The organism is Streptomyces sp. NBC_01016, assembly GCF_026341035.1.
Lineage (GTDB): Bacteria > Actinomycetota > Actinomycetes > Streptomycetales > Streptomycetaceae > Streptomyces.
Window position 1 is genome coordinate 846,611 of sequence record NZ_JAPEOQ010000002.1, and the last position, 23,247, is coordinate 869,857.

The window sequence follows — 23,247 nt, forward strand, 5'->3', positions numbered from 1 at the left end:
ACGACGCGAACCGGCCCACCCCGATACACGGACAGCGCGCACGAGATGTTCGCCGCTCGTGCGGATGTCACACACGCATTCTTGTTGGCGTTACCGGTTCGTGTCACTCGCCTGTGGACAACTGGCCGCGATATGTCAGGCCTTGGAGTCATTTGAGAGGAAGGTCGACCGCGATCGGGCGGGGTGTCAGGCCGGTTCGATCTCCCGCAGCAGGCCCGTCTTCACGTCGAAGACAAAGCCGCGCACGTCGTCGGTGTGCAGCAGGAACGGGGAGGTGCGCACCTTCTGGATGGACTGGCGCACGTCCTGGTCGACATTGCGGAAGCCCTCGACGGCCCAGGTGGGGCGCTGGCCGACCTCCATCTCCAGGTCGGTCCTGAAGTCCTCGGTCAGGCCTTCGAGGCCGCAGTTGCTGTGGTGGATGAGGACCACGCTGCGGGTGCCGAGCGCGCGCTGGCTGACGGTCAGGGAGCGGATCACGTCGTCGGTGACGACGCCGCCCGCGTTGCGGATCGTGTGGCAGTCGCCGAGTTCGAGGCCGAGGGCGGCGTGCAGGTCGAGGCGGGCGTCCATGCACGCGACGATCGCGACCTGCAGCACCGGGCGCGCGTCCATGCCCGGGTCGGAGAACGCCGCGGCGTACTGCCCGTTCGCTTCGACGAGGCGGTCGGTCACGCTGCCGTCGGCGGGTATGGCGCCTTCGGAGGGGGCTCCAGAGGGGAGGTGAGCAGAAGTCGTCATGACTATGACGGTAGCCGTCACGCCTGGTCCGGGCCCGCTGTGAGAGCGGACAAAGAACGTCATTGAGCCTTGTTGTGAGCGAGCCCACAGCAGGGCCGCGACCTCGGCCGCTCGGGTGAATTCACCCGATTCGCGCGTCCGGGTCGTCGTGGCCGCGACGCGCAGTCCGCTTCATCGACCGGTTGATTGACCGGGGGGCACCGTGGACTAAAGTGACGCCGACCCCAGATAACCACGCAACGATGCAACACGGAGATCCCGGCACTGCCGCCCTGGCACCTGTCGGAACGCTCCCCGCGTGCGCGGCGCGTACGTACGGCTCGGCCTCCTCCCGCTCCGGTCGGCCGGCGTCACTTCCCCGGCGCCGACGGACCACTTCCCCTTCACGAGCGGGCGGGGACCCGGCAGTGCGTACGCCCCCACGCCGGACCTGAGAGGGACCCTTGAGCCAGCGACACGTTCCGGTCATGCTCCAACGCTGCTTGGACGTGTTGGCTCCGGCACTCGCCCAGCCGGGAGCGGCCGTCGTCGACTGCACGCTCGGCCTCGGCGGGCACAGCGAAGCGCTGCTCTCCACGTTCCCCTCCTGCCGCCTCGTCGCGCTCGACCGCGACAAGGAAGCGCTGCGGCTGTCCGGCGAGCGGCTCGCGCCCTTCGGCGACCGGGCCACCCTTGTGCACGCCGTCTACGACGAACTGCCCGAAGTCCTCGACCGGTTGGACATCCCGAAGGTGCAGGGCGTCCTGTTCGACCTCGGCGTCTCCTCCATGCAGCTCGACGAGGCCGACCGCGGTTTCGCGTACGCGCAGGACGCGCCGCTCGACATGCGCATGGACCAGTCGGCCGGGATGAGCGCCGCCGAGGTGCTCAACACGTACCCGCCGGGTGAACTGGTGCGGATTCTCCGCCAGTACGGCGAGGAGAAGCAGGCCAAGCGCATTGTTTCGGCCATTGTGCGCGAGCGCGAGAAGGAGCCGTTCAGCAACAGCGCCCGGCTCGTCGAGCTGATCCGCGACTCCCTGCCGCAGGCCGCCAAGCGCACCGGCGGCAACCCGGCCAAGCGCACCTTCCAGGCCCTGCGCATCGAGGTCAACGGCGAACTGAGCGTGCTCGAGCGGGCGATCCCGGGGGCCGTGAAGTCGCTCGCGGTCGGCGGCCGGATCGCCGTCCTGTCGTACCACTCGCTCGAGGACCGCCTGGTCAAGCAGGTGTTCGCGGCCGGAGCCGGCAATACGGCGCCGCCCGGACTGCCCATCGTCCCCGAGCAGTACCAGCCCCGGCTCACGCTGCTCACGCGTGGCGCCGAACTCCCCACGGAGGAAGAGGTCGCGGAGAACCGCCGCGCCGCTCCGGCACGGCTGCGGGGTGCGCAGCGCATCCGCGAGGATGTCGAGGGGTGACGGCCGAGTGACGTACGCGCGCGTGGAGGGGTGGTCATGAGCGCCAGCAGTGGCTCGAAAGGTTCGCTGCGCGGCAGGGCCGCCCGCCTTGCGCGGCTGCTCCCGCTCGGCCCGTCCGGCGGCACGCAAGCCGCACGCACCCCGTTCGTCCTCCTCGTCGTGCTGCTCCTCGGCGGCGGGCTGATCACGCTCCTGATGCTGAACTCCTCGCTCAACGAGGGCTCGTTCCAGCTCACCAAGCTCAAGAAGCAGACCACCGAGCTCACCGACGACGAGCAGGAACTCCAGCGCGACGTCGACTCCTACTCGGCGCCCGACGCCCTGCTGCGGCGCGCCCGCGGGCTCGGCATGGTGCCTGGCGGGGACCCCGTGTTCCTTGAGCCGAACGGCACCGTCAAGGGCAGGCCGAGCCCTGCGGCCGGGCCGCCCGCCCCGCCCCGCGTCGAGCCGACGAAGGCGCCGGTGGCCGCAAGCGCGAGTGCCTCGCCCTCCACGAGCCCGTCCCCATCGGCCAGCACCTCTCCTTCCGCCAGTCCGTCCGAGTCGGCGAGTCCGAACTCCTCGGTCGAGCCTTCCCCTTCGAGCACCGGCAGGTGACGCCATGACCGACAGGGAGCCCCCGCGCCGCCGCGTGCCAGGACCCGCGCGCCCGCCGCGCACCGGACGGCCCGCGCCCAAGCCCGCGCCGAAGGGGGCGGCCAAGCGCACCGCCAGGCCCGCGCCGAAGGCCGGGTCCAAGGCCGCGCAGCAGGGCCGCCCGGCCGCGCGCCGCCCGCGCCCCGCCCCGCCGAAGCCGAAGGCGCCCTCCAGGCTCCGTCTGGGCAGCCCCAGGCCGCGCCTGCGCATGGTGAGCCTGGGTCTCACGCTGGTCCTGATGGTCTTCGTCGTCCGCCTCTTCCAGGTGCAGGGCGTGGACGCCAGCGCGTACGCGGCGAAGGCCTCGCTGAACCGGTACGTCAGCCACTCCATCGCCGCCGAGCGCGGCGGCATCACGGACCGCAGCGGCGTCGAGCTCGCCGCGAGCGTGGACGCGTACGACATCACCGCCGACCCGACGCTCTTCACGAAGAAGGCCACCAAGGTCGACGACGCGCCGGAGCAGGCGGCGGCGCTCCTGTCGCCGATCATCGGGGTCGACGCGGCCGAGCTGACCAAGAAGCTGAAGACGAAGAACACGCGGTACGTGCGGCTCGCCCCGCGGCAGACGCCGCAGGTCTGGAAGCAGATCAAGGACCTCAGGACCACGCTGAACGAGAAGGCGAACGCCGCGGGCCGCGAGGCGAGCGTGCTCTCCGGCGTGGTCGCCGATCCCAGCAGCAAGCGCGTCTACCCGAACGGCGACCTCGCCGCGGGCGTCCTCGGCTGGGTCAACGCCGACGGCAAGGGCGGCGGCGGCGTGGAGCAGCAGCTCGACAAGGAGCTCGCGGGCAAGGCCGGAAAGATCCGCTACGCCCAGTCCGGCGGCCAGCAGGTGCCGACCGCGGGCAGCACCGAAAAGCCCGCGGTCCCCGGCTCGAACGTCGAGCTGACCATCGACCGAGACATCCAGTGGGCCGCGCAGAACGCGATCGACGAGCAGGTCAAGGAGTCGAAGGCGGACCGCGGCTACGTGATAGTGCAGGACACCAAGACCGGTGAGGTCCTGGCCATGGCGAACGCGCCGGGCTTCGACCCGAACGACCTGGCGGACGCGAAGGCCTCGGCCCTCGGCAACGCCGCGCTCCAGGACGCGTACGAGCCGGGCTCCACCGCCAAGGTCATGTCGATGGCGGCCGTCCTCGAGGAGAACGCGGCCACGCCGGGGACCCATGTCACCGTGCCCAACCGGCTGCACCGCGGCGACCGGCTCTTCCAGGACGACGTCGACCACCCGACCTGGCACCTCACGCTCAACGGCGTGCTCGCCAAGTCCAGCAACATCGGCACCATCCTGGCGACGGGCCAGCTCGGCAAGACGCAGCCGGCGGCCAACAAGACGCTCTACTCGTACCTGCGGAAGTTCGGCATCGGCAGGGAGAGCGGCCTCGGCACCCCCGGTGAGACGTCCGGCATCCTCGCGCCCGCCGACAAGTGGTCGACCTCGCAGCAGTACACGATCCCGTTCGGCCAGGGCTTCTCGATCAACGCGATGCAGGCCGCCTCCGTGTACTCGACCATCGCCAACGACGGCGTACGGGTCGAGCCGAGCCTCGTCCGCGGCACCAAGGGCCCCGACGGGCGGTTCACGCCCGCGGCGAAGCCCAAGGAGACCCGCGTCGTCAGCAAGAAGACGGCGAAGACCGTCGCGCAGATGCTGGAGTCCGTGGTCGACGACGAAGAGGGCACGGGTGCGAAGGCGCGCATCCCGGGCTACCGCGTCGCGGGCAAGACGGGCACGGCCAACCGCGTGGATCCGGCCACCGGCCGCTACAAGGGCTACACGTCGTCGTTCGCCGGCTTCGCGCCCGCCGACAAGCCGCGCGTCACGGTCTACTGCGCGATCCAGAACGCCACCAAGGGCGGCTACTTCGGCGGCCAGATCTGTGGCCCGATCTACAAGAAGGTCATGGAGTTCGCCCTGAAGTCGCTTCAGGCCCCGCCCACGGGCAACAAGCCGGCCCGGCTGCCCGTGACGTTCGAGCCCTGACGCATTCCAGCCAGGACGGGCCGTGACCATGATCACTTACTAGCCGTGAGGGCGCCGTGACTGCCATCACCTCCGATCCGGGGAACCGCCCCGCGCCACGCCCCTCGCTTCGCCCGGCGGGGGGTGGGCCCGGTACGCTCACGCCGTGCCACACGCTGATCAGTCCCAAACCACCCAGAAGGGCGCACCCGTGACATACCCCGGGCCGCCGCGACCGGCTGAGGTCTCCGCCACATCCCTCGCGGAACTCGCCGATCAACTGGGTGTCTCCACGCCCAGGGCCGTAGCAGAGATCACCGGCATCACCCATGACTCCCGTGCGGTGCGCCCCGGCGATCTGTACGCCGCGCTGCCCGGAGCCCGCGCGCACGGCGCCGACTTCGCCGCGCAGGCCGCCTCGCTCGGCGCCGTCGCGGCGCTGACCGACCCGGCCGGCTGGGAGCGCGTCTCCGAGGCCGGCCTGGTGCCGCTCGTCGTGGACAACCCGCGCAGCCGGATGGGCGAGCTGGCCGCCACGATCTACGGCCACCCCGGCAAGGACCTGCTCCAGATCGGCATCACCGGTACTTCGGGCAAGACCACCACCGCGTATCTCATCGAGGGCGGTCTCAAGACGGTCCGCAGCACCGGCCTCATCGGCACGGTCGAGATGCGGATCGGCGACGAGCGGATCAAGTCCGAGCGCACCACTCCGGAAGCCACCGATCTCCAGGCGCTGTTCGCGGTCATGCGTGAGCGCGGCACCGACGCCGTCGCCATGGAGGTCTCCAGCCACGCCCTCGTGCTGGGCCGGGTGGACGGCTGCGTCTTCGACGTGGCGGTCTTCAACAACCTGAGCCCGGAGCACATGGAGTTCCACTCCGACATGGAGGACTACTTCCAGGCGAAGGCGAAGCTGTTCACGCGGGCCCGCAGCAAACAGGGCGTCGTGAACTTCGACGACGAGTACGGGCGCCGGCTCATCGACGAGTCCGAGGTCCCGGTCGTCTCCTTCTCCGCCGAGGGCCACCCGGACGCCGACTGGCGCGCCGAGGACGTCGAAGTCGGCCCCTTCGACTCGACGTTGACCGTCGTCGGCCCCAAGGGCGAGCGGATCACCGCCAAGGCGCCGCTGGCGGGCCCCTTCAACGTCGCGAACACCCTCGCCGCGATCGTCACCCTCGCCGTCGCCGGGATCGACCCGCAGACCGCGGCCGACGGCGTCGCCGCCGTACCCGGCGTGCCCGGCCGCCTGGAGCGCGTGGAGGCCGGCCAGAAGTACCTCGCCGTCGTCGACTACGCGCACAAGACCGACGCCGTGGAGTCCGTCCTTCGGGCGCTGCGCAAGGTCACAGAGAACAAGCTGCACATCGTGCTCGGCTGCGGCGGCGACCGCGACAAGACCAAGCGGATGCCGATGGGCGCGGCCGCGGCGCGATTCGCCGACACGGCCATCCTCACCGCCGACAACCCGCGCTCCGAGGACCCCCTCGCGATCCTCGCCACGATGCTCGCGGGCGCCGCCGACGTGCCGGCCCACGAGCGGGGCGACGTCGCCGTGTTCGAGGACCGGGCCGCCGCCATCGCCGCCGCCGTGGCGCGCGCCGAGCCCGGCGACACGGTGCTCATCGCGGGCAAGGGCCACGAGCAGGGCCAGGACATCGCCGGTGTGGTCCGCCCGTTCGACGACCGCAAGGTGCTCCGCGCGTCCATCGAGGCGGCCGCAGCCACCGTCGACCACCAGAAAACCCAGGGATGAAGTTGTGATCGCCCTCTCCCTCGCCGAGATCGCCTCAGCCGTCGGCGGGCAGACGTACGACATACCGGACCCGCAGGTCCGGGTCACCGGGCCGGTCGTCATCGACTCGCGCAAGGTCGAGCCGGGAAGCCTGTTCGCCGCCTTCGTGGGCGAGCGGGTCGACGGCCACGACTACGCGCGCGAGGTCGTCGACAAGGGAGCCGTCGCCGTGCTGGCGTCGCGCCCGGTCGGTGCCCCCGCCATCGTCGTCGACGACGTCCAGGCGGCGCTCGGTGCGCTCGCCCGGCACGTGGTCGCCCGCCTCGGCGCCACCCTTGTGGGCCTCACCGGCTCGGCCGGCAAGACCAGCACCAAGGACCTGATCGCCCAGGTACTGCGCCGCAAGGCCGACACGGTCTTCACGCCCGGCTCGTTCAACAACGAGATCGGACTGCCGCTGACCGCACTCACCGCCACCGACGAGACGCAGTTCCTCGTCCTGGAGATGGGCGCCCGCGGCATCGGCCACATCACGTACCTGACGGGCCTTACGCCCCCGAAGGTCGGAGTCGTCCTGAACGTCGGGACCGCGCACATCGGCGAGTTCGGCGGCCGCGAGCAGATCGCGGTGGCGAAGGGCGAGCTGGTGGAGTCCCTTCCCGCCGACGGCACCGCGATCCTCAACGCGGACGACCCGCTGGTGCGCGCCATGGCCTCGCGCACGAAGGCGAAGGTGCTGTTCTTCGGAGAGGCCGCCGGCGCCGACGTACGCGCCGAGAATGTCCGGCTCACGGAGACCGGACAGCCCGCCTTTAGCCTGCACACACCCTCCGGGTGCAGCGACGTGACCTTGCGCCTGTACGGTGAGCACCACGTGTCGAACGCGCTCGCCGCGGCCGCCGTCGCCCATGACCTTGGCATGTCCGTGGAGGAGATCGCCCTCGCGCTCTCCGAGGCGGGCAACCTGTCCCGCTGGCGGATGGAGGTCACCGAGCGCTCGGACGGCGTCACGATCGTCAACGACGCCTACAACGCGAACCCCGAGTCCATGCGAGCGGCGCTGCGCGCGCTGGTGGCCATGGGCAGGGGGCGCCGGACGTGGGCGGTGCTCGGGCAGATGGCCGAGCTCGGCGACGAGTCGCTGACCGAGCACGACGCCGTCGGACGGCTCGCCGTCCGGCTCAACGTCAGCAAGCTCGTTGCAGTCGGGGGCAGGGAAGCGTCCTGGATGCAACTGGGCGCCTATAACGAGGGTTCGTGGGGTGAGGAGTCGGTGCACGTGTCCGACGCACAGGCGGCGATCGACCTGCTGCGCAGCGAGCTGCGCCCGGGAGATGTCGTGCTCGTGAAGGCATCCAGGTCGGTGGGTCTGGAGAGCGTGGCACAGGCGCTGCTCGCGGACGTGCAGGGTGGGGTTGATGCCTGATGATGAAGCAGATCCTGTTCGCGGGCGTCATCGGTCTCTTCCTGACGCTTGCCGGAACGCCGCTGCTGATCAAGCTCCTTGCGCGCAAGGGCTACGGCCAGTTCATCCGTGACGACGGCCCGCGCGAGCACCACAGCAAGCGCGGCACGCCGACCATGGGTGGTATCGCCTTCATTCTGGCGACCCTCATCGCGTACTTCCTCAGCAAGCTGATCACCGGTGCCGCGCCGACCCTGTCGGGTCTGCTCGTGCTCGGCCTGATGGCGGGCATGGGTCTCGTCGGCTTCCTCGACGACTACATCAAGATCGTCAAGCGGCGTTCGCTCGGCCTCAGAGCCAAGGCCAAGATGGCCGGACAGCTGATCGTCGGTATCGCCTTCGCGGTGATCTCACTCCAGTTCGCGGATGTGCGCGGCAATACGCCCGCATCCACCAAGCTCTCCTTCGTGGAGGACTTCGGCTGGTCGATCGGCCCGGTCCTGTTCGTGGTCTGGGCGCTGTTCATGATCCTCGCGATGTCGAACGGCGTGAACCTGACGGACGGCCTCGACGGCCTCGCCACCGGCGCCTCCGTGATGGTCTTCGGTGCGTACACCTTCATCGGTGTCTGGCAGTTCCAGGAGTCCTGCGCCAACGCGCAGACCCTCACCAACCCAGGTGCGTGTTTCGAGGTCAGAGACCCACTCGACCTGGCGGTGGTCGCATCGGCCTTGATGGGCGCCTGTTTCGGCTTCCTGTGGTGGAACACCTCGCCCGCCAAGATCTTCATGGGTGACACGGGCTCGCTGGCCCTCGGCGGCGCCCTCGCGGGCCTCGCCATCTGCTCCCGCACGGAGCTCCTGATCGCGCTCCTGGGTGGCCTGTTCGTCCTGATCACCATGTCCGTCGTGATCCAGGTCGGCTCCTTCAAGATGACCGGCAAGCGCGTCTTCAAGATGGCGCCACTCCAGCACCACTTCGAACTCAAGGGGTGGTCCGAAGTCCTTGTGGTGGTCCGGTTCTGGATCATCCAGGGCATGTGCGTGATCGTCGGACTCGGCCTCTTCTACGCAGGATGGGCAGCCAAGAAGTGACCTCCCCCTGGGACGGCAAGAACATCACCGTTGCCGGTCTCGGTGTGAGCGGCATCAGTGCCGCCCGCGCCCTGGCCGGCTTCGGCGCGTCGGTGACCGTCGTGGACGGTGGCGACAGCGAGGCGCACCGCGAAAAGGCCGCTCTTCTTAAAGAAGCGGGGATTTCCGTACAGCTCGGGGACTCGACCACGCTGCCCGAGGGCACCGAACTCGTCGTCACCTCGCCCGGCTGGAAGCCCTCCTCGCCGCTGTTCGCGGAGGCCGCGGCGGCCGGCGTCGACGTCGTCGGCGACGTCGAGATCGCCTGGCGGCTGCGCGGCCCGGACGCCGCGCCCTGGCTCGCGATCACCGGCACCAACGGCAAGACCACGACGACGCAGATGCTCGCGTCGATCCTGGACGCGGCGGGCCTGCGCACGGCCGCCGTCGGCAACATCGGTACGCCGATCATCGACGTCGTCCTCGAAGGCGACGACGCCTACGACGTGTTCGCCGTCGAGCTCTCCTCGTACCAGCTGCACTGGGCGCCCTCCCTGCGCGCCCACTCCGGCGCCGTCCTGAACCTCGCACCCGACCACCTCGACTGGCACGGCTCCATGGAGGCGTACGCCGCCGACAAGGGCCGCATCTTCGAGGGCAACCAGGTCGCCTGCGTCTACAACGTCGCGGACAAGGCGACCGAGGACCTGGTCGTCGAGGCCGACGTCGACGAGGGCTGCCGCGCCATCGGCTTCACCCTCGGCACCCCCGGCCCCTCCGAACTCGGCGTCGTGGACGGCATCCTGGTCGACCGCGCCTTCGTCGAGAACCGGCAGAAGAACGCCCAGGAACTCGCCGAGGTCACCGACGTCAACCCGCCGGCCCCGCACAACATCGCCAACGCGCTCGCCGCGGCGGCCCTCGCCCGCGCCTTCGGCGTCGAGCCCCAGGCCGTACGCGAGGGACTGCGGAACTTCCGCCCCGACGCCCACCGCATCGAGCACGTCGCCGACGTGGACGGCGTCGCGTACGTGGACGACTCCAAGGCGACCAACACCCATGCCACCCAGGCGTCGTTGGCCTCGTACGAGTCCATCGTGTGGATCGCGGGCGGGCTCGCCAAGGGCGCGACCTTCGACGAGCTGGTGACGGGCGCGGCGAAGCGGCTGCGCGGTGTCGTCCTGATCGGCGCGGACCGGGCCCTGATCCGGGAAGCCCTGCAGCGACACGCCCCGGAAGTACCGGTCGTCGACCTCGACCGGACCGACACTGGGGCGATGTCGGCGGCGGTCCAGGAGGCCGCGCGGCTCGCCCGCACGGGGGATACCGTGCTGATGGCCCCGGCCTGCGCGTCGATGGACATGTTCACGAACTACAACAAGCGTGGCGAGGCGTTCGCGGAAGCGGTCCGCGAACTGGGCGCCACCAGCGTCTGACGGGGCTCGAGAGGGCGCCCGGTGACGCCGGGCACCCTTCGGGAGGGGAACGTGGCAGCGCAGACGTACGGCTCATCGGTGGGGGACGGTCATGGCCGGTAGCAGTCCTCCCCGCACGACCGGGCGCCCCGCCGCACCGCCGCGGAGGACCAGCAAGGTCTACCGGGCCCGGGTCAACCCCGTGCACCGCCTGTACGCCCAGGCCAAGCGCGCCTGGGACCGGCCGCTCACGGCGTACTACCTGATCATCGGTGCCGCGCTGCTGCTCACGGTCCTCGGCCTGGTCATGGTCTACTCGGCCTCGATGATCACGGCCCTGCAGATGGGCCTGTCCAGCTCGTACTTCTTCCGCAAGCAGTTCGTCGCGGCCGTCATCGGCGGCGTCCTGCTGCTGGTCGCGATGCGGATGCCGGTGAAGCTGCACCGGGCGCTCGCCTACCCGATCCTCGCCGTCAGCGTCTTCCTCATGGTCCTCGTGCAGGTGCCGGGGATAGGGGTGTCGATCAACGGCAACCAGAACTGGATCTCGCTCGGCGGCCCCTTCATGCTGCAGCCCAGCGAGTTCGGGAAGCTGGCGCTGATCCTGTGGGGCGCCGATCTGCTGGCGCGCAAGCACGACAAGCGGCTGCTGACCCAGTGGAAGCACATGCTGGTGCCGCTCGTTCCGGTGGCCTTCATGCTGCTCGGGCTGATCATGCTCGGCGGCGACATGGGCACCGCGATCCTGCTGACCGCGATCCTTTTCGGCCTGCTGTGGACGGCCGGGGCGCCGACGCGGCTCTTCGTGGGCGTGCTCTCGGTGGCCGCCATGATCGGCCTGCTCCTCATCAAGACCAGCCCGAACCGCATGGCCCGCCTCGCCTGCCTGGGCAGCGCCGATGCAGGGCCCGGCGACATGTGCTGGCAGGGACTGCACGGGATCTACGCCCTGGCCTCCGGCGGACTCTTCGGTTCCGGCCTCGGGGCGAGTGTGGAAAAATGGGGACAACTTCCCGAAGCGCACACCGACTTCATCTTCGCCATCACCGGTGAGGAACTGGGCCTGGCGGGGACGCTGTCGGTGCTCGCCCTGTTCGCGGCTCTAGGCTATGCGGGTATCCGCGTGGCCGGACGCACGGAGGACCCCTTCGTTCGCTATGCCGCGGGAGGCGTGACGACGTGGATCACGGCACAGGCCGTGGTCAACATCGGTGCGGTGCTCGGCCTGCTGCCGATCGCCGGAGTCCCGCTCCCGCTGTTCTCGTACGGGGGGTCCGCGCTGCTTCCGACCATGTTCGCCGTGGGGCTGCTGATCGCGTTCGCGCGGGACGAGCCGGCGGCGCGGGCTGCCCTCGCCATGCGGCGGAGCCCGGGAGTCCGGGGGATGAGATGGAACACGATGCGACGGCGCGCCTCGGCGCGTCCGTCCAGAGAGCGGTGAATTTCGGTGCATGTCGTACTCGCCGGTGGGGGGACCGCCGGCCACATCGAGCCGGCGCTCGCCCTCGCGGACGCCCTGCGCAGGCAGGACCCGACCGTGGGCATCACGGCCCTGGGCACGGAACGCGGCCTTGAGACCCGTCTCGTACCGGAGCGCGGCTACGACCTGGCGCTGATCCCCGCCGTACCGCTGCCGCGCAAGCCCACGCCCGAACTGATCACGGTTCCCGGCCGGCTGCGCGGCACCATCAAGGCGGCCGAGCAGGTCATGGAGCGCACCAAGGCGGACGCGGTCGTCGGCTTCGGTGGCTACGTGGCGCTGCCCGGCTATCTCGCGGCCAAGCGGCTCGGCGTGCCGATCGTGGTGCACGAGGCCAACGCGCGGCCCGGCCTGGCCAACAAGATCGGTTCGCGGTACGCGGCGCAGGTCGCGGTCTCCTCGCCCGACAGCAAGCTGCGCAACTCGCGCTACATCGGCATCCCGCTGCGCCGCACCATCGCCCTGCTCGACCGGGCGCAGAAGCGGCCCGAGGCGCGCGCCGCGTTCGGCCTCGACCCGAACCTGCCGACGCTGCTCGTCTCCGGCGGCTCCCAGGGTGCCCGCCACCTGAACGAGGTCGTCACGCGCGTCGCGCCGCTCCTCCAGCGGTCCGGCATCCAGGTGCTGCACGTGGTCGGCCCCAAGAACGAACTGCCGCAGGTCCAGCAGATGCCGGGGATGCCCCCTTACATCCCGGTACCGTACGTGGACCGGATGGACCTCGCGTACGCCGCGGCCGACATGATGCTCTGCCGCGCGGGCGCGATGACCGTCGCCGAGCTCTCCGCCGTCGGACTCCCGGCCGCCTACGTCCCGCTGCCCATCGGCAACGGCGAACAGCGGCTGAACGCCCAGCCGGTGGTCAAGGCCGGCGGCGGCCTGCTGGTCGACGACGCGGAACTGACCCCCGAGTGGGTCCAGGCCAATGTCCTGCCCGTGCTCGCCGACCCGCACCGGCTGTACGAGATGTCCCGCGCGGCCGCCGAGTTCGGCCGCAGGGACGCCGACGACCTGCTCGTCGGGATGGTGTACGAGGCGATCAACTCGCGTCGTTAGCGAGTGGACGAATGTAAGGCAGGGGACAGTGGCCGGACCCACCACGACCGATCGCGAACAAGAGTCGTCCGAGGCGTCCGAGCCGCCCCCCGCCGCGGGATGGGTGCGCATGCCGAGCGTGCGCACCCTTGTCGTGGCCGGAGTGCTGCTCGTGCTGCTCGGCGCGGGCGGCACCTGGCTGCTGTACGGCTCGCCGTGGCTGCGCGTGGAGCGCGTCAAGCCCTCCGGCACCCGGGTCCTGACGCCGTCTCAGGTCCGGGACGCGGCCGCCGTACCGGTCGGCGCCCCGCTGGTCTCCGTCGACACGGACGCCATTGAGGACCGGCTGCGCCGGAAATTGCCCCGAATTGACTCGGTTGATGTGGTCCGTTCATGGCCGCACGGAATCGGGTTGAAAGTGACGGAGCGCAAGCCGGTCCTGATTGTCGAAGACGGCAGAAATTCAGACAAGTTCGTCGAAGTAGACCGTGAAGGCGTTCGGTTCGCGACGGTCGACAAGCCCCTGAAGCACGTTCCCCGCCTGGAATTGACGCCGGATCAGGGGCGCGCCGAAGCGAGTCTGCGGCGCTTCGGCCCCAACCGGCTGGTACGGGAAGCGGTGCGGGTCGCCGGGCAGCTTCCGAAGTCGGTCGCGCGTGACACGCGGACCGTCAAGGTCCGTTCGTACGACGCCATCTCGCTGGAGCTGACCGGAGAGCGGACCGTCGACTGGGGGAGTGCCGAGCAGGGTGACACGAAGGCACGCACTCTCACCGCACTCATGAAAGCCGAGCCGAAGGGCAGGCACTTGGACGTGAGTGTTCCCACGGCCCCTGCCGCGTCCGGGAGTTGACGCACATTGATGCAGGCCAGCACCCTGGTTGGGCATCGACATGGCTGATCACATAGGGTGAAAAGAAAAACGGGAGGTTCGGCGTGTTCGTTGAACGGGCGCCACTTGTCGACTTAGTGTCAGGTTCGGAAGAGTCCAGGAAACAGACACACTGGTAACCCTAAACTTCAGCGTTAGGGTTCGGGTCGGCAGTCGACTAGTAGTCAACTAGTAGTCCGGACCGCCCCAATTCGGCATCAGTCGTCGCACCGTAGAACGCGAGGCGGCGACACGTAACTCGAGGCGAGAGGCCTTCGACGTGGCAGCACCGCAGAACTACCTCGCAGTCATCAAAGTCATCGGTGTCGGCGGCGGTGGTGTCAATGCCATCAACCGGATGATCGAGGTCGGTCTCAAGGGCGTCGAGTTCATCGCCATCAACACCGATGCGCAAGCCCTGTTGATGAGCGACGCGGACGTCAAGCTCGACGTCGGCCGTGAACTCACCCGCGGACTCGGCGCCGGAGCCAATCCGGGCGTCGGACGCAAGGCGGCCGAGGACCACCGCGAGGAGATCGAGGAGGTCCTCAAGGGGGCCGACATGGTCTTCGTCACCGCCGGTGAAGGTGGCGGCACCGGCACCGGCGGCGCACCCGTCGTGGCCAACATCGCGCGCTCGCTGGGCGCCCTCACGATCGGTGTGGTCACACGGCCGTTCACCTTCGAGGGTCGGCGCCGGGCGAACCAGGCGGAGGACGGCATCGCCGAGCTCCGCGAAGAGGTCGACACCCTCATCGTCATTCCGAACGACCGGCTCCTGTCCATCTCGGACCGGCAGGTCTCCGTCCTCGACGCCTTCAAGTCGGCGGACCAGGTCCTGCTCTCCGGTGTCCAGGGCATCACCGACCTCATCACCACCCCGGGGCTCATCAACCTCGACTTCGCGGACGTGAAGTCCGTGATGTCCGAGGCGGGTTCGGCCCTGATGGGCATCGGCTCCGCCCGCGGCGACGATCGCGCGGTGGCGGCGGCCGAGATGGCGATCTCCTCGCCACTCCTCGAGGCGTCCATCGACGGCGCCCGCGGCGTACTGCTCTCCATCTCCGGCGGCTCGGACCTCGGTCTCTTCGAGATCAACGAGGCCGCGCAGCTGGTCAGCGAGGCGGCCCACCCCGAGGCGAACATCATCTTCGGCGCCGTCATCGACGACGCGCTCGGCGACGAGGTGCGGGTCACCGTCATCGCCGCCGGCTTCGACGGCGGGCAGCCGCCGAACAAGCGGGACAATGTGGTCGGTTCGTCGACCGCGAAGCGTGAGGAGTCGGCGGCGCCGCCGCGGCCTTCGACGCCGGCCCCCGAGCCCGCGCGTCCGGCCTTCGGCAACCTCGGCAGCGTCACCCAGCGCGAGGAGTCCCAGCCGCAGACGCCGACCCCGCCGGCCGAGGCGCCCGCCCCGGTGAACGAGGCCCCGGCGGCCCCGGCCACCGCCCCGCAGGTTCCGCGGCCGTCCTACCCGGACAGCCAGGCCGAGGAGCTCGACGTGCCGGACTTCCTCAAGTGATCACGTGTTTCTGAACGTGATCGTGGAGCAGGTCGGATCACCGCAGTGACAGGACAACATCACACAGTGTCTTCCGAGAGTGGCGCGCACTTCGCCTTCACCGACCGGTGGGGCGGGGTGAGCGCCGCTCCGTACGAGGAGCTCAATCTCGGCGGCGCGGTCGGCGACGACTCCGAAGCCGTGCTGCGCAACCGGGAGCTGGCCGCGGAGACGCTCGGTCTCGAGGCCTCCCGTGTCGTGTGGATGAACCAGGTGCACGGCCCCGACGTGACGGTGGTGGACGGGCCCTGGCCCACCGAAGCCGACATTCCGTGCGTCGACGGCCTCGTCACCACGCGGCGCGGACTCGCGCTCGCCGTGCTGACGGCGGACTGCACCCCCGTTCTTCTCGCCGACCCGGTCGCCGGGGTCGTAGCCGCCGCGCACGCGGGACGCCCCGGCATGGTCGCCGGGGTGGTGCCGGCTGCGGTCCGGGCGATGGTGGAGCGGGGCGCCGAGCCGGCCCGGATCATCGCCCGTACGGGACCCGCGGTCTGCGGGCGCTGTTACGAGGTGCCGGCCGAGATGCGGGCCGAGGTCGCGGCGGTGGAACCGGCGGCGTACGCCGAGACCAGCTGGGGCACCCCGGCCGTCGACGTGACCGCGGGTGTGCATGCCCAGCTGGAGCGGCTCGGGGTGCGTGACCGGGAGCGGTCGCCGGTGTGCACACTTGAGTCGCACGATCACTTCTCGTACCGCCGCGACAAGGCCACCGGCCGACTCGCCGGCTATGTCTGGCTGGACTGAGACGACATGACGAACCTTCAGGAACGTACGGCAGAGCTCGCCGCGAACCTGGCCACGGTGGAGGAACGTATCACCACGGCCTGTGCGGCGGCCGGGCGCAAGCGGGACGACGTGACCCTCATCGTGGTCACCAAGACCTACCCCGCGAGCGATGTACGGATCCTGTCCGGGCTCGGGGTGCGGCACGTGGCGGAGAACCGGGACCAGGACGCGGCGCCCAAGGCCGCGGAATGCTCGGATCTGCCGCTTACTTGGCACTTTGTCGGTCAGCTTCAGACCAACAAGGTCCGTTCCGTGGCGAGTTACGCCGGTCTGGTGCAGTCCGTCGACCGGGGCAAGCTCGTCACGGCGCTCTCCAAGGAGGCCGTGCGGGCCGAGCGTGAACTGGGTTGTCTGATCCAGGTCGCGCTCGACGCCGGCGCGGACGGCCGGGGGGAGCGCGGGGGTATCGGCCCCGGCGGAGTGGAGGAGTTGGCCGCGCGCGTGGCCGAGGCTCCGGGGTTGCGGCTCGACGGACTGATGACCGTCGCGCCGCTCACCGGGGACTACGCGGGGCGGCAACAGGCGGCGTTCGAGCGGCTCATGGATTTGTCGACTGCCGTGCGCGCGGCCCATCCGGCTGCGAACATGGTCTCGGCAGGGATGAGTTCGGACCTCGAGCAGGCTGTGGCGGCCGGAGCGACACATGTGCGCGTCGGTACGGCGGTCCTCGGTGTCCGACCCCGGCTCGGGTAACGTCGCGAAGAAGTCGGACCACAGCAGAAAATATGGTCATTCTCGCTGATGGGCGGGGAGGCCACGTGGATCGCGGGCACTTTGGTTGACGTCAGCCGATCCACCACAGAGCGGAGGACTCAGAGAATGGCCGGCGCGATGCGCAAGATGGCGGTCTACCTCGGCCTCGTGGAGGACGATGGGTACGACGGCCGGGGATTCGACCCCGATGACGACTTCGAGCCCGAACTCGACCCGGAGCCCGAGCGTGACCGTCGACGGCACGAGCCGTCGCATCAGTCACACAACTCCCATGCCGCGACGGATGTGGAGGAATCGGTCAGAGTGGTGCAGCCCCCGGCGCAGCGTGAACCGGTGCGCCAACCTGCTTCGCTTGCCGCTGAATCCGGACGTCCCGCACGAATCGCCCCCGTGGCATCCATCACACCTGAACGTCAGAGCCTGGAGAAGAACGCACCGGTGATCATGCCCAAGGTCGTGTCCGAGCGGGAGCCCTACCGCATCACCACATTGCACCCCCGGACCTACAACGAGGCCCGTACCATCGGGGAACACTTCCGTGAGGGCACTCCGGTGATCATGAATCTGACGGAGATGGACGACACCGATGCGAAGCGACTTGTCGACTTTGCCGCCGGTCTTGTGTTCGGTCTTCACGGGAGCATCGAGCGAGTGACACAGAAGGTGTTCCTGTTGTCGCCTGCTAACGTCGATGTCACGGCGGAGGACAAGGCCCGTATCGCAGAGGGCGGGTTCTTCAACCAGAGCTGAGACGCAGCAAAGTACGACGGCTAGCTACCAACTAGTCACAAGGCACGAGTAACAGGGGAGAGGGAACCGCCGACATGGGCGTGGTTTTTGATGTGGTCTACATCGCGCTGATGTGTTTCCTCATCGTGCTGATCTTCCGGCTGGTCATGGACTACGTCTTCCAGTTCGCCCGCTCGTGGCAACCCGGCAAGGCGATGGTGGTCGTTCTGGAGGCCACCTACACTGTCACTGATCCGCCGCTCAAGCTTCTGCGGCGGGTCATTCCGCCGCTGCGTCTCGGGGGCGTGGCGCTCGACCTGTCCTTCTTCGTACTGATGATCATCGTCTACATCCTGATCTCCGTCGTGAGCCGGCTGTGAGCACGATGTCAACTACGGTCTTGCCGAATGCCGACGACAACGTTGAGGTGAAGAGATGCCGTTGACCCCCGAGGACGTGCGGAACAAGCAGTTCACGACCGTCCGCCTCCGAGAAGGCTATGACGAGGACGAGGTCGATGCCTTCCTCGATGAGGTCGAAGCCGAACTGACCCGTCTTCTCCGAGAAAACGAAGACCTGCGGGCGAAACTAGCCGCAGCCACCCGCGCCGCTGCGCAGAACCAGCAGCAGGGCGGGATGCGCAAGGGTCCCGGCGGTCCTGGTGGCCCCGGTGGACCTGGCGGTCCCGGTGGACCCGAGGGTGGTCCGCAGGACCAGCAGCAGGGTCCCCCGCAGGGCATGCGAGGCCCGGGCGCCCCGGTGCCCGCTGGTATATCGGGCCCGCCGCAGCAGCAGATGGGCGGCCCCATGGGCGGCCCGCCCCAGCTGCCGAGCGGTGCCCCGCAGCTGCCGGCCGGTCCTGGTGGACACGGTCCGCAGGGTGGCCCGCAGGGTCCCGGCCCGATGGGCCAGGGGCCGATGGGCCAGCAGCCGCAGCTGGGCGGCCCGATGGGCGGTCCCATGGGCGGCCACGGTGGCCCGCAGCTGCCGCAGCCCGGTCAGGGCCCCGGTGGCGACAGCGCCGCCCGTGTCCTCTCGCTGGCCCAGCAGACCGCCGACCAGGCGATCGCCGAGGCCCGCTCCGAGGCGAACAAGATCGTCGGCGAGGCGCGCAGCCGTGCCGAGGGTCTTGAGCGTGACGCCCGTGCCAAGGCCGATGCCCTGGAGCGGGACGCGCAGGAGAAGCACCGCGTAGCGATGGGCTCCCTGGAGTCCGCCCGCGCCACGCTGGAGCGCAAGGTCGAGGACCTGCGCGGCTTCGAGCGCGAGTACCGCACGCGTCTGAAGTCGTACCTGGAGTCGCAGCTGCGCCAGCTGGAGACCCAGGCCGACGACTCGCTGGCTCCGCCGCGTACGCCGGCGACCGCGAGCCTGCCGCCGTCCCCGGCGCCTTCCATGGCTCCGGCCGGTGCGGGTGCGCCGTCCTACGGTGGTGGCAACCAGTCGATGGGCGGTGGCAACCAGCAGAACGGCGGTCCGTCGTACGGCGGCGGCCAGCAGCAGATGTCGCCCGCGATGACGCAGCCGATGGCTCCGGTGCGGCCCCAGGGCCCGTCGCCGATGGGGCAGGCGCCCTCGCCGATGCGTGGGTTCCTCATCGACGAGGACGACAACTGAGCGGCGCGTTTGCTTGTAGCGCCAGGTAGTAGCTAGGCGTCGGCATTCATTCAGGCCTTGGCCCGGATCGTTTCTGCGATCCGGGCCAAGGCCTTTTTGCTGGCCGCTGGGGGTGGGCGTTCCGGTCGGCGTTCTGGTGTACGTAGGGGGTACGAAACGCCGAAGGGCCGTCTCGACAGAAACGTTTCTGGCGAGGCGGCCCTTGGGTCGTGGATCGTGACGGTCGGCCGTTCCTCCGGCCTCGGGGCTCTGCCCCGGACCCCGCTGCTCAATCGCCGCAGGGGCTTGAAAAAGCGATCGCCGGGCGGGCTTGATTTATCAAGCCCGCCCGGCGATTGAGGGCAAGGGGGTCCGGGGGCGGAGCCCCCGGGGTGCAACCCCGGTGCGGCTAGACCTTGCGGAGGTGGAACGTCAGGCTCAGGCCCTCGTCCGTGAAGGCGGAGCCGTACGTGTCGTCCGCCTCGGACTGGGCGAAGTCCGTGGCGAGGACCTCGTCGGCGATCAGGCCCGCGTGCTCGGTCAGGGCCGAGATCACCGCCGGGTCCGTGGACGTCCAGCGCAGGGCGATCCGGTCCGCCACGTCCAGGCCGCTGTTCTTGCGGGCCTCCTGGATCAGGCGGATCGCGTCACGGGCCAGGCCCGCCTGCCGCAGCTCCTCCGTGAGTTCGAGGTCGAGCGCCACCGTGGCGCCGGAGTCCGAGGCCACGGACCAGCCCTCGCGCGGCGTCTCCGTGATGATGACCTCATCCGGGGCGAGGTCGATCTTCTCGCCGTCGACCTCAACCGAGGCGTTGCCCTCGCGCAGGGCCAGGGACAGCGCCGCCGCGTCCGCGTTCGCGACCGCCTTCGCCACGTCCTGGACGCGCTTGCCGAACCGCTTGCCGAGTGCACGGAAGTTCGCCTTGGCGGTGGTGTCCACCAGGCTGCCGCCGACCTCCGAGAGCGAGGCCAGGGAGGAGACGTTCAGCTCCTCCGTGATCTGGTCCTGGAGCTCGGGGGAGAGGCCGGCGAAGCCCGTCGCCGCGACCAGCGCGCGCGAGAGCGGCTGGCGGGTCTTGACGCCCGACTCCGCGCGCGTGGCGCGACCGAGCTCCACGAGCCGGCGGACCAGCGCCATCTGCGTCGACAGCTCGGGGTCGATCGCCGCGCGGTCGGCCTCGGGCCACGAGGACAGGTGCACCGACTCCGGGGCGTCCGGGGTGACCGGCACGACCAGGTCCTGCCACACGCGCTCCGCGATGAACGGCGTGAGCGGCGCCATCAGCTGAGTGATCGTCACCACCACGTCGTGCAGGGTGCGAAGGGCAGCCTTGTCGCCCTGCCAGAAGCGGCGGCGCGAGCGACGCACGTACCAGTTGGAGAGGTCGTCGACGAACGCCGAGAGCAACTTGCCGGCGCGCTGGGTGTCGTACGCCTCGAGGGCCGTGGTGACCTCGTCCGTGAGCTGGTGCAGCTCGGACAGCAGCCAGCGGTCGAGCACCGTGCGGTCGGCCGGGGCCGGGTCCGCCTCGCTGGGCGCCCACTGCGACGTACGCGCGTACAGGGCCTGGAAGGCGACCGTGTTCCAGTACGTGAGGAGCGTCTTGCGGACGACCTCCTGGATGGTGCCGTGGCCGACGCGGCGGGCCGCCCACGGGGAGCCGCCGGCCGCCATGAACCAGCGCACCGCGTCGGCGCCGTGACGGTCCATCAGCGGGATCGGGTCCAGCGTGTTGCCCAGGTGCTTGGACATCTTGCGGCCGTCCTCGGCGAGGATGTGGCCGAGGCAGACCACGTTCTCGTACGAGGACTTGTCGAAGACCAGCGTGCCGATCGCCATCAGCGTGTAGAACCAGCCGCGCGTCTGGTCGATGGCCTCGGAGATGAACTGCGCCGGGTAGCGGGACTCGAAGAGTTCCTTGTTCTTGTACGGGTAGCCCCACTGCGCGAACGGCATGGAACCCGAGTCGTACCAGGCGTCGATGACCTCGGGCACGCGCACCGCCGTCTGCGTACAGCCCTCATGGGTGCACGTGAACGTGACGTCGTCGATGTACGGGCGGTGCGGGTCGAGGGACGACTGGTCCGTGCCGGTCAGCCGCGAGAGCTCCTCGCGCGAGCCGACGCAGGTGAGGTGGTTCTCCTCGCAGCGCCAGATCGGCAGCGGGGTGCCCCAGTAGCGGTTGCGGGACAGCGCCCAGTCGATGTTGTTCTGCAGCCAGTCGCCGAAGCGGCCGTTCTTGACGGTCTCCGGGAACCAGTTGGTCTTCTCGTTCTCCTGAAGGAGACGGTCCTTGATGGCCGTGGTGCGGATGTACCAGGACGGCTGCGCGTAGTAGAGCAGCGCCGTGTGGCAGCGCCAGCAGTGCGGGTAGCTGTGCTCGTACGGGATGTGCTTGAAGAGCAGGCCGCGGTTCTGAAGATCCTCGGTCAGCTGTTCGTCGGCCTTCTTGAAGAAGACGCCGCCCACGAGGGGGACCTCGGGGGAGAAGGTGCCGTCGGGCAGCACCGGGTTCACGACCGGCATGCCGTACGAGCGGCAGACCTTGAGGTCGTCGTCACCGAAGGCCGGGGCCTGGTGGACGAGGCCGGTGCCGTCCTCGGTCGTCACGTAGTCGGCGTTGACGACGTAGTGCGCCTCCGCACCGTCGGCCGGGAACTCTACGAGTTCGAAAGGACGTTGGTACTTCCAGCGCTCCATCTCGGCGCCGGTGAAGGACTCGCCGGTCGTCTCCCAGCCCTCGCCGAGCGCCTTCTCGACGAGCGGCTCGGCGACGACGAGCTTCTCCTCGCCGTTCGTGGCGACGACGTACGTCACGTCGGGGTGCGCGGCGACGGCCGTGTTGGACACCAGGGTCCACGGGGTCGTCGTCCAGATCAGGAGAGCGGCCTGGCCCGCCAGCGGACCGGAGGTGAGCGGCAAACGGACATAGACCGAGGGGTCCACGACCGTCTCGTAGCCCTGGGCCAGCTCGTGGTCCGACAGACCGGTGCCGCAGCGCGGGCACCAGGGAGCGACACGGTGGTCCTGGACCAGCAGGCCCTTGTTGAAGATCTCCTTCAGCGACCACCAGACCGAGTCGACGTACTCCGGGTTCATCGTCCGGTACGCGTCTTCGAGGTCGACCCAGTAACCCATGCGGGTCGTCAGGTCGGAGAAGGCGTCGGTGTGCCGGGTCACGGACTCGCGGCACTTGGCGTTGAACTCGGCGATGCCGTACGCCTCGATGTCCTTCTTGCCGCTGAAGCCGAGCTCCTTCTCGACCGCCAGCTCCACCGGGAGGCCGTGACAGTCCCAGCCCGCCTTACGGGCCACGTGGTAGCCGCGCATCGTACGGAACCGGGGGAACACGTCCTTGAAGACGCGGGCCTCGATGTGGTGGGCGCCCGGCATGCCGTTGGCCGTGGGCGGGCCCTCGTAGAACACCCACTCGGGGCGCCCCTCGGACTGCTCCAGGGTCTTGGCGAAGATCTTCTGCTCGTCCCAGAAGTCGAGCACCGCGTGCTCGAGGGCGGGCAGGTCGACCTGGGCGGGCACCTGGCGGTACTGCGTCATCAGTCTTCCTCCGGCGGATCTGCCTTCTTCCGTCGGAGGGACGAGAGGCTGCTGCGCCGTGTGCGGCGCGCTCCCGCGGTACCACCCTCCTTGGCCCGCCGGGGCGTGGTGCGCTCCGGTGAGCCCCCTCATTGGGGTCGCGATACCGGGTCTACTGGCCGCGCCTTGCGGGCTGCGGTGTTCTTCCGGCGGCTCCGGGGTGATCTTCGCGTCGCGCTCGCCGCCGGGCTTCCACCGTCCCCGGTTCGCTCTTGGCTGCGTACGCCGCTACTCGGCCCCATCCACGCTTTTCGCTCCGCCCAGTGTACGGCGCCCGGGAGGGGGCGGCAGACCGGTTTTCGCGGGGGCCCGGGAGGGCGGGGTGCGGGTGCGTCCGGTGACCCGAATGGCCATACGCCGGCTGTCCGATCCTGGGTGGTCACCCGGCGGGCCGGGGGCGGCCGTGAGAGCGGCGGATTACCAAGCGGGGAGCTGGGCACAACGCTTGCAGGTTCCTCGCGGGTCGGTCACGAGGCCGTCACGCGGGGGCGGGTCCCGTG

At 69.7% G+C, this 23,247-nt stretch carries 18 protein-coding genes; 16 read left to right on the forward strand and 2 right to left on the reverse strand.

What is annotated here, in order from left to right; translation table 11 throughout:
- Window positions 1-186: 186 nt before the first annotated feature.
- A complete protein-coding gene (locus OG746_RS30560) occupies window positions 187-804 on the reverse strand; it encodes a beta-class carbonic anhydrase (protein ID WP_266720563.1) in 618 nt (205 codons plus the stop codon).
- A 380-nt stretch (window positions 805-1,184) separates the two neighbouring features.
- On the opposite strand from OG746_RS30560, the gene rsmH reads away from it, so the two are divergent.
- The 16 genes from rsmH (at window position 1,185) to OG746_RS30640 (ending at window position 19,173) form a co-directional block, all read left to right on the forward strand.
- Window positions 1,185-2,141: a 16S rRNA (cytosine(1402)-N(4))-methyltransferase RsmH gene (gene rsmH / locus OG746_RS30565; protein WP_266720564.1), complete on the forward strand. Its 957-nt coding sequence runs from the start codon at window positions 1,185-1,187 to the stop codon at window positions 2,139-2,141.
- Between the two features lie 36 nt (window positions 2,142-2,177).
- Window positions 2,178-2,738, forward strand: a complete 561-nt coding sequence (ftsL, locus tag OG746_RS30570; protein ID WP_266720565.1) for a cell division protein FtsL — start codon at window positions 2,178-2,180, stop codon at window positions 2,736-2,738.
- Window positions 2,739-2,742: 4 nt separating this feature from the next.
- Window positions 2,743-4,767: a peptidoglycan D,D-transpeptidase FtsI family protein gene (locus tag OG746_RS30575; RefSeq protein ID WP_266720566.1), complete on the forward strand. Its 2,025-nt coding sequence runs from the start codon at window positions 2,743-2,745 to the stop codon at window positions 4,765-4,767.
- Between the two features lie 190 nt (window positions 4,768-4,957).
- Window positions 4,958-6,505, forward strand: a complete 1,548-nt coding sequence (locus OG746_RS30580; RefSeq protein ID WP_266720567.1) for a UDP-N-acetylmuramoyl-L-alanyl-D-glutamate--2,6-diaminopimelate ligase — start codon at window positions 4,958-4,960, stop codon at window positions 6,503-6,505.
- A gap of 4 nt (window positions 6,506-6,509) precedes the next feature.
- Entirely contained in the window at window positions 6,510-7,910 is a 1,401-nt protein-coding gene (locus OG746_RS30585) for a UDP-N-acetylmuramoyl-tripeptide--D-alanyl-D-alanine ligase (RefSeq protein ID WP_266720568.1), read from the forward strand.
- Window positions 7,910-8,983, forward strand: a complete 1,074-nt coding sequence (gene mraY / locus OG746_RS30590) for a phospho-N-acetylmuramoyl-pentapeptide-transferase (protein ID WP_266720569.1) — start codon at window positions 7,910-7,912, stop codon at window positions 8,981-8,983. The genes OG746_RS30585 and mraY overlap by 1 nt, the downstream gene beginning before the upstream one ends.
- Window positions 8,965-10,398 (forward strand): UDP-N-acetylmuramoyl-L-alanine--D-glutamate ligase, encoded by a 1,434-nt coding sequence (murD, locus tag OG746_RS30595; protein ID WP_266720570.1) that lies wholly within the window; start codon window positions 8,965-8,967, stop codon window positions 10,396-10,398. Before mraY ends, murD begins: the two co-directional genes overlap by 19 nt.
- Before the next feature lie 91 nt (window positions 10,399-10,489).
- Complete coding sequence (gene ftsW / locus OG746_RS30600; RefSeq protein ID WP_266720572.1) at window positions 10,490-11,818, forward strand: putative lipid II flippase FtsW; 1,329 nt, start codon at window positions 10,490-10,492, stop codon at window positions 11,816-11,818.
- A 6-nt stretch (window positions 11,819-11,824) separates the two neighbouring features.
- Window positions 11,825-12,913, forward strand: a complete 1,089-nt coding sequence (gene murG, locus OG746_RS30605) for an undecaprenyldiphospho-muramoylpentapeptide beta-N-acetylglucosaminyltransferase (RefSeq protein WP_266720574.1) — start codon at window positions 11,825-11,827, stop codon at window positions 12,911-12,913.
- Window positions 12,914-12,941: 28 nt separating this feature from the next.
- The gene (locus tag OG746_RS30610) at window positions 12,942-13,745 is read left to right on the forward strand and encodes a cell division protein FtsQ/DivIB (RefSeq protein ID WP_266720576.1); all 804 of its coding nucleotides are present in this window, start codon (window positions 12,942-12,944) and stop codon (window positions 13,743-13,745) included.
- Window positions 13,746-14,043: 298 nt separating this feature from the next.
- Complete coding sequence (gene ftsZ / locus OG746_RS30615; RefSeq protein WP_266720578.1) at window positions 14,044-15,285, forward strand: cell division protein FtsZ; 1,242 nt, start codon at window positions 14,044-14,046, stop codon at window positions 15,283-15,285.
- A gap of 45 nt (window positions 15,286-15,330) precedes the next feature.
- Window positions 15,331-16,071 (forward strand): peptidoglycan editing factor PgeF, encoded by a 741-nt coding sequence (pgeF, locus tag OG746_RS30620; RefSeq protein WP_524540500.1) that lies wholly within the window; start codon window positions 15,331-15,333, stop codon window positions 16,069-16,071.
- Between the two features lie 6 nt (window positions 16,072-16,077).
- The gene (locus tag OG746_RS30625) at window positions 16,078-16,806 is read left to right on the forward strand and encodes a YggS family pyridoxal phosphate-dependent enzyme (protein WP_266720582.1); all 729 of its coding nucleotides are present in this window, start codon (window positions 16,078-16,080) and stop codon (window positions 16,804-16,806) included.
- Window positions 16,807-16,932: 126 nt separating this feature from the next.
- The gene (locus tag OG746_RS30630; RefSeq protein ID WP_266720584.1) at window positions 16,933-17,577 is read left to right on the forward strand and encodes a cell division protein SepF; all 645 of its coding nucleotides are present in this window, start codon (window positions 16,933-16,935) and stop codon (window positions 17,575-17,577) included.
- Between the two features lie 74 nt (window positions 17,578-17,651).
- The gene (locus tag OG746_RS30635; protein WP_266720586.1) at window positions 17,652-17,936 is read left to right on the forward strand and encodes a YggT family protein; all 285 of its coding nucleotides are present in this window, start codon (window positions 17,652-17,654) and stop codon (window positions 17,934-17,936) included.
- 55 nt (window positions 17,937-17,991) lie between these two features.
- Complete coding sequence (locus OG746_RS30640; RefSeq protein WP_266720588.1) at window positions 17,992-19,173, forward strand: DivIVA domain-containing protein; 1,182 nt, start codon at window positions 17,992-17,994, stop codon at window positions 19,171-19,173.
- Between the two features lie 388 nt (window positions 19,174-19,561).
- Here the strand turns inward: OG746_RS30640 and ileS are convergent, their stop codons facing one another.
- Window positions 19,562-22,708 (reverse strand): isoleucine--tRNA ligase, encoded by a 3,147-nt coding sequence (gene ileS / locus OG746_RS30645; RefSeq protein WP_266720590.1) that lies wholly within the window; start codon window positions 22,706-22,708, stop codon window positions 19,562-19,564.
- Between the last annotated feature and the right edge of the window lie 539 nt (window positions 22,709-23,247).

Excerpts from the sequence above, each read along its gene's own strand:
- ftsL (WP_266720565.1), top strand. The coding sequence starts at position 2,178 with ATGAGCGCCAGCAGTGGCTCGAAAGGTTCGCTGCGCGGCAGGGCCGCC.
- mraY (WP_266720569.1), top strand. The coding sequence starts at position 7,910 with ATGATGAAGCAGATCCTGTTCGCGGGCGTCATCGGTCTCTTCCTGACG.
- OG746_RS30635 (WP_266720586.1), top strand. The coding sequence starts at position 17,652 with ATGGGCGTGGTTTTTGATGTGGTCTACATCGCGCTGATGTGTTTCCTC.
- OG746_RS30630 (WP_266720584.1), top strand. The coding sequence starts at position 16,933 with ATGGCCGGCGCGATGCGCAAGATGGCGGTCTACCTCGGCCTCGTGGAG.
- OG746_RS30575 (WP_266720566.1), top strand. The coding sequence starts at position 2,743 with ATGACCGACAGGGAGCCCCCGCGCCGCCGCGTGCCAGGACCCGCGCGC.
- OG746_RS30640 (WP_266720588.1), top strand. The coding sequence starts at position 17,992 with ATGCCGTTGACCCCCGAGGACGTGCGGAACAAGCAGTTCACGACCGTC.
- ftsW (WP_266720572.1), top strand. The coding sequence starts at position 10,490 with ATGGCCGGTAGCAGTCCTCCCCGCACGACCGGGCGCCCCGCCGCACCG.
- OG746_RS30560 (WP_266720563.1), bottom strand. The coding sequence starts at position 804 with ATGACGTTCTTTGTCCGCTCTCACAGCGGGCCCGGACCAGGCGTGACG.
- ileS (WP_266720590.1), bottom strand. The coding sequence starts at position 22,708 with ATGACGCAGTACCGCCAGGTGCCCGCCCAGGTCGACCTGCCCGCCCTC.
- murD (WP_266720570.1), top strand. The coding sequence starts at position 8,965 with ATGGGCAGCCAAGAAGTGACCTCCCCCTGGGACGGCAAGAACATCACC.
- OG746_RS30625 (WP_266720582.1), top strand. The coding sequence starts at position 16,078 with ATGACGAACCTTCAGGAACGTACGGCAGAGCTCGCCGCGAACCTGGCC.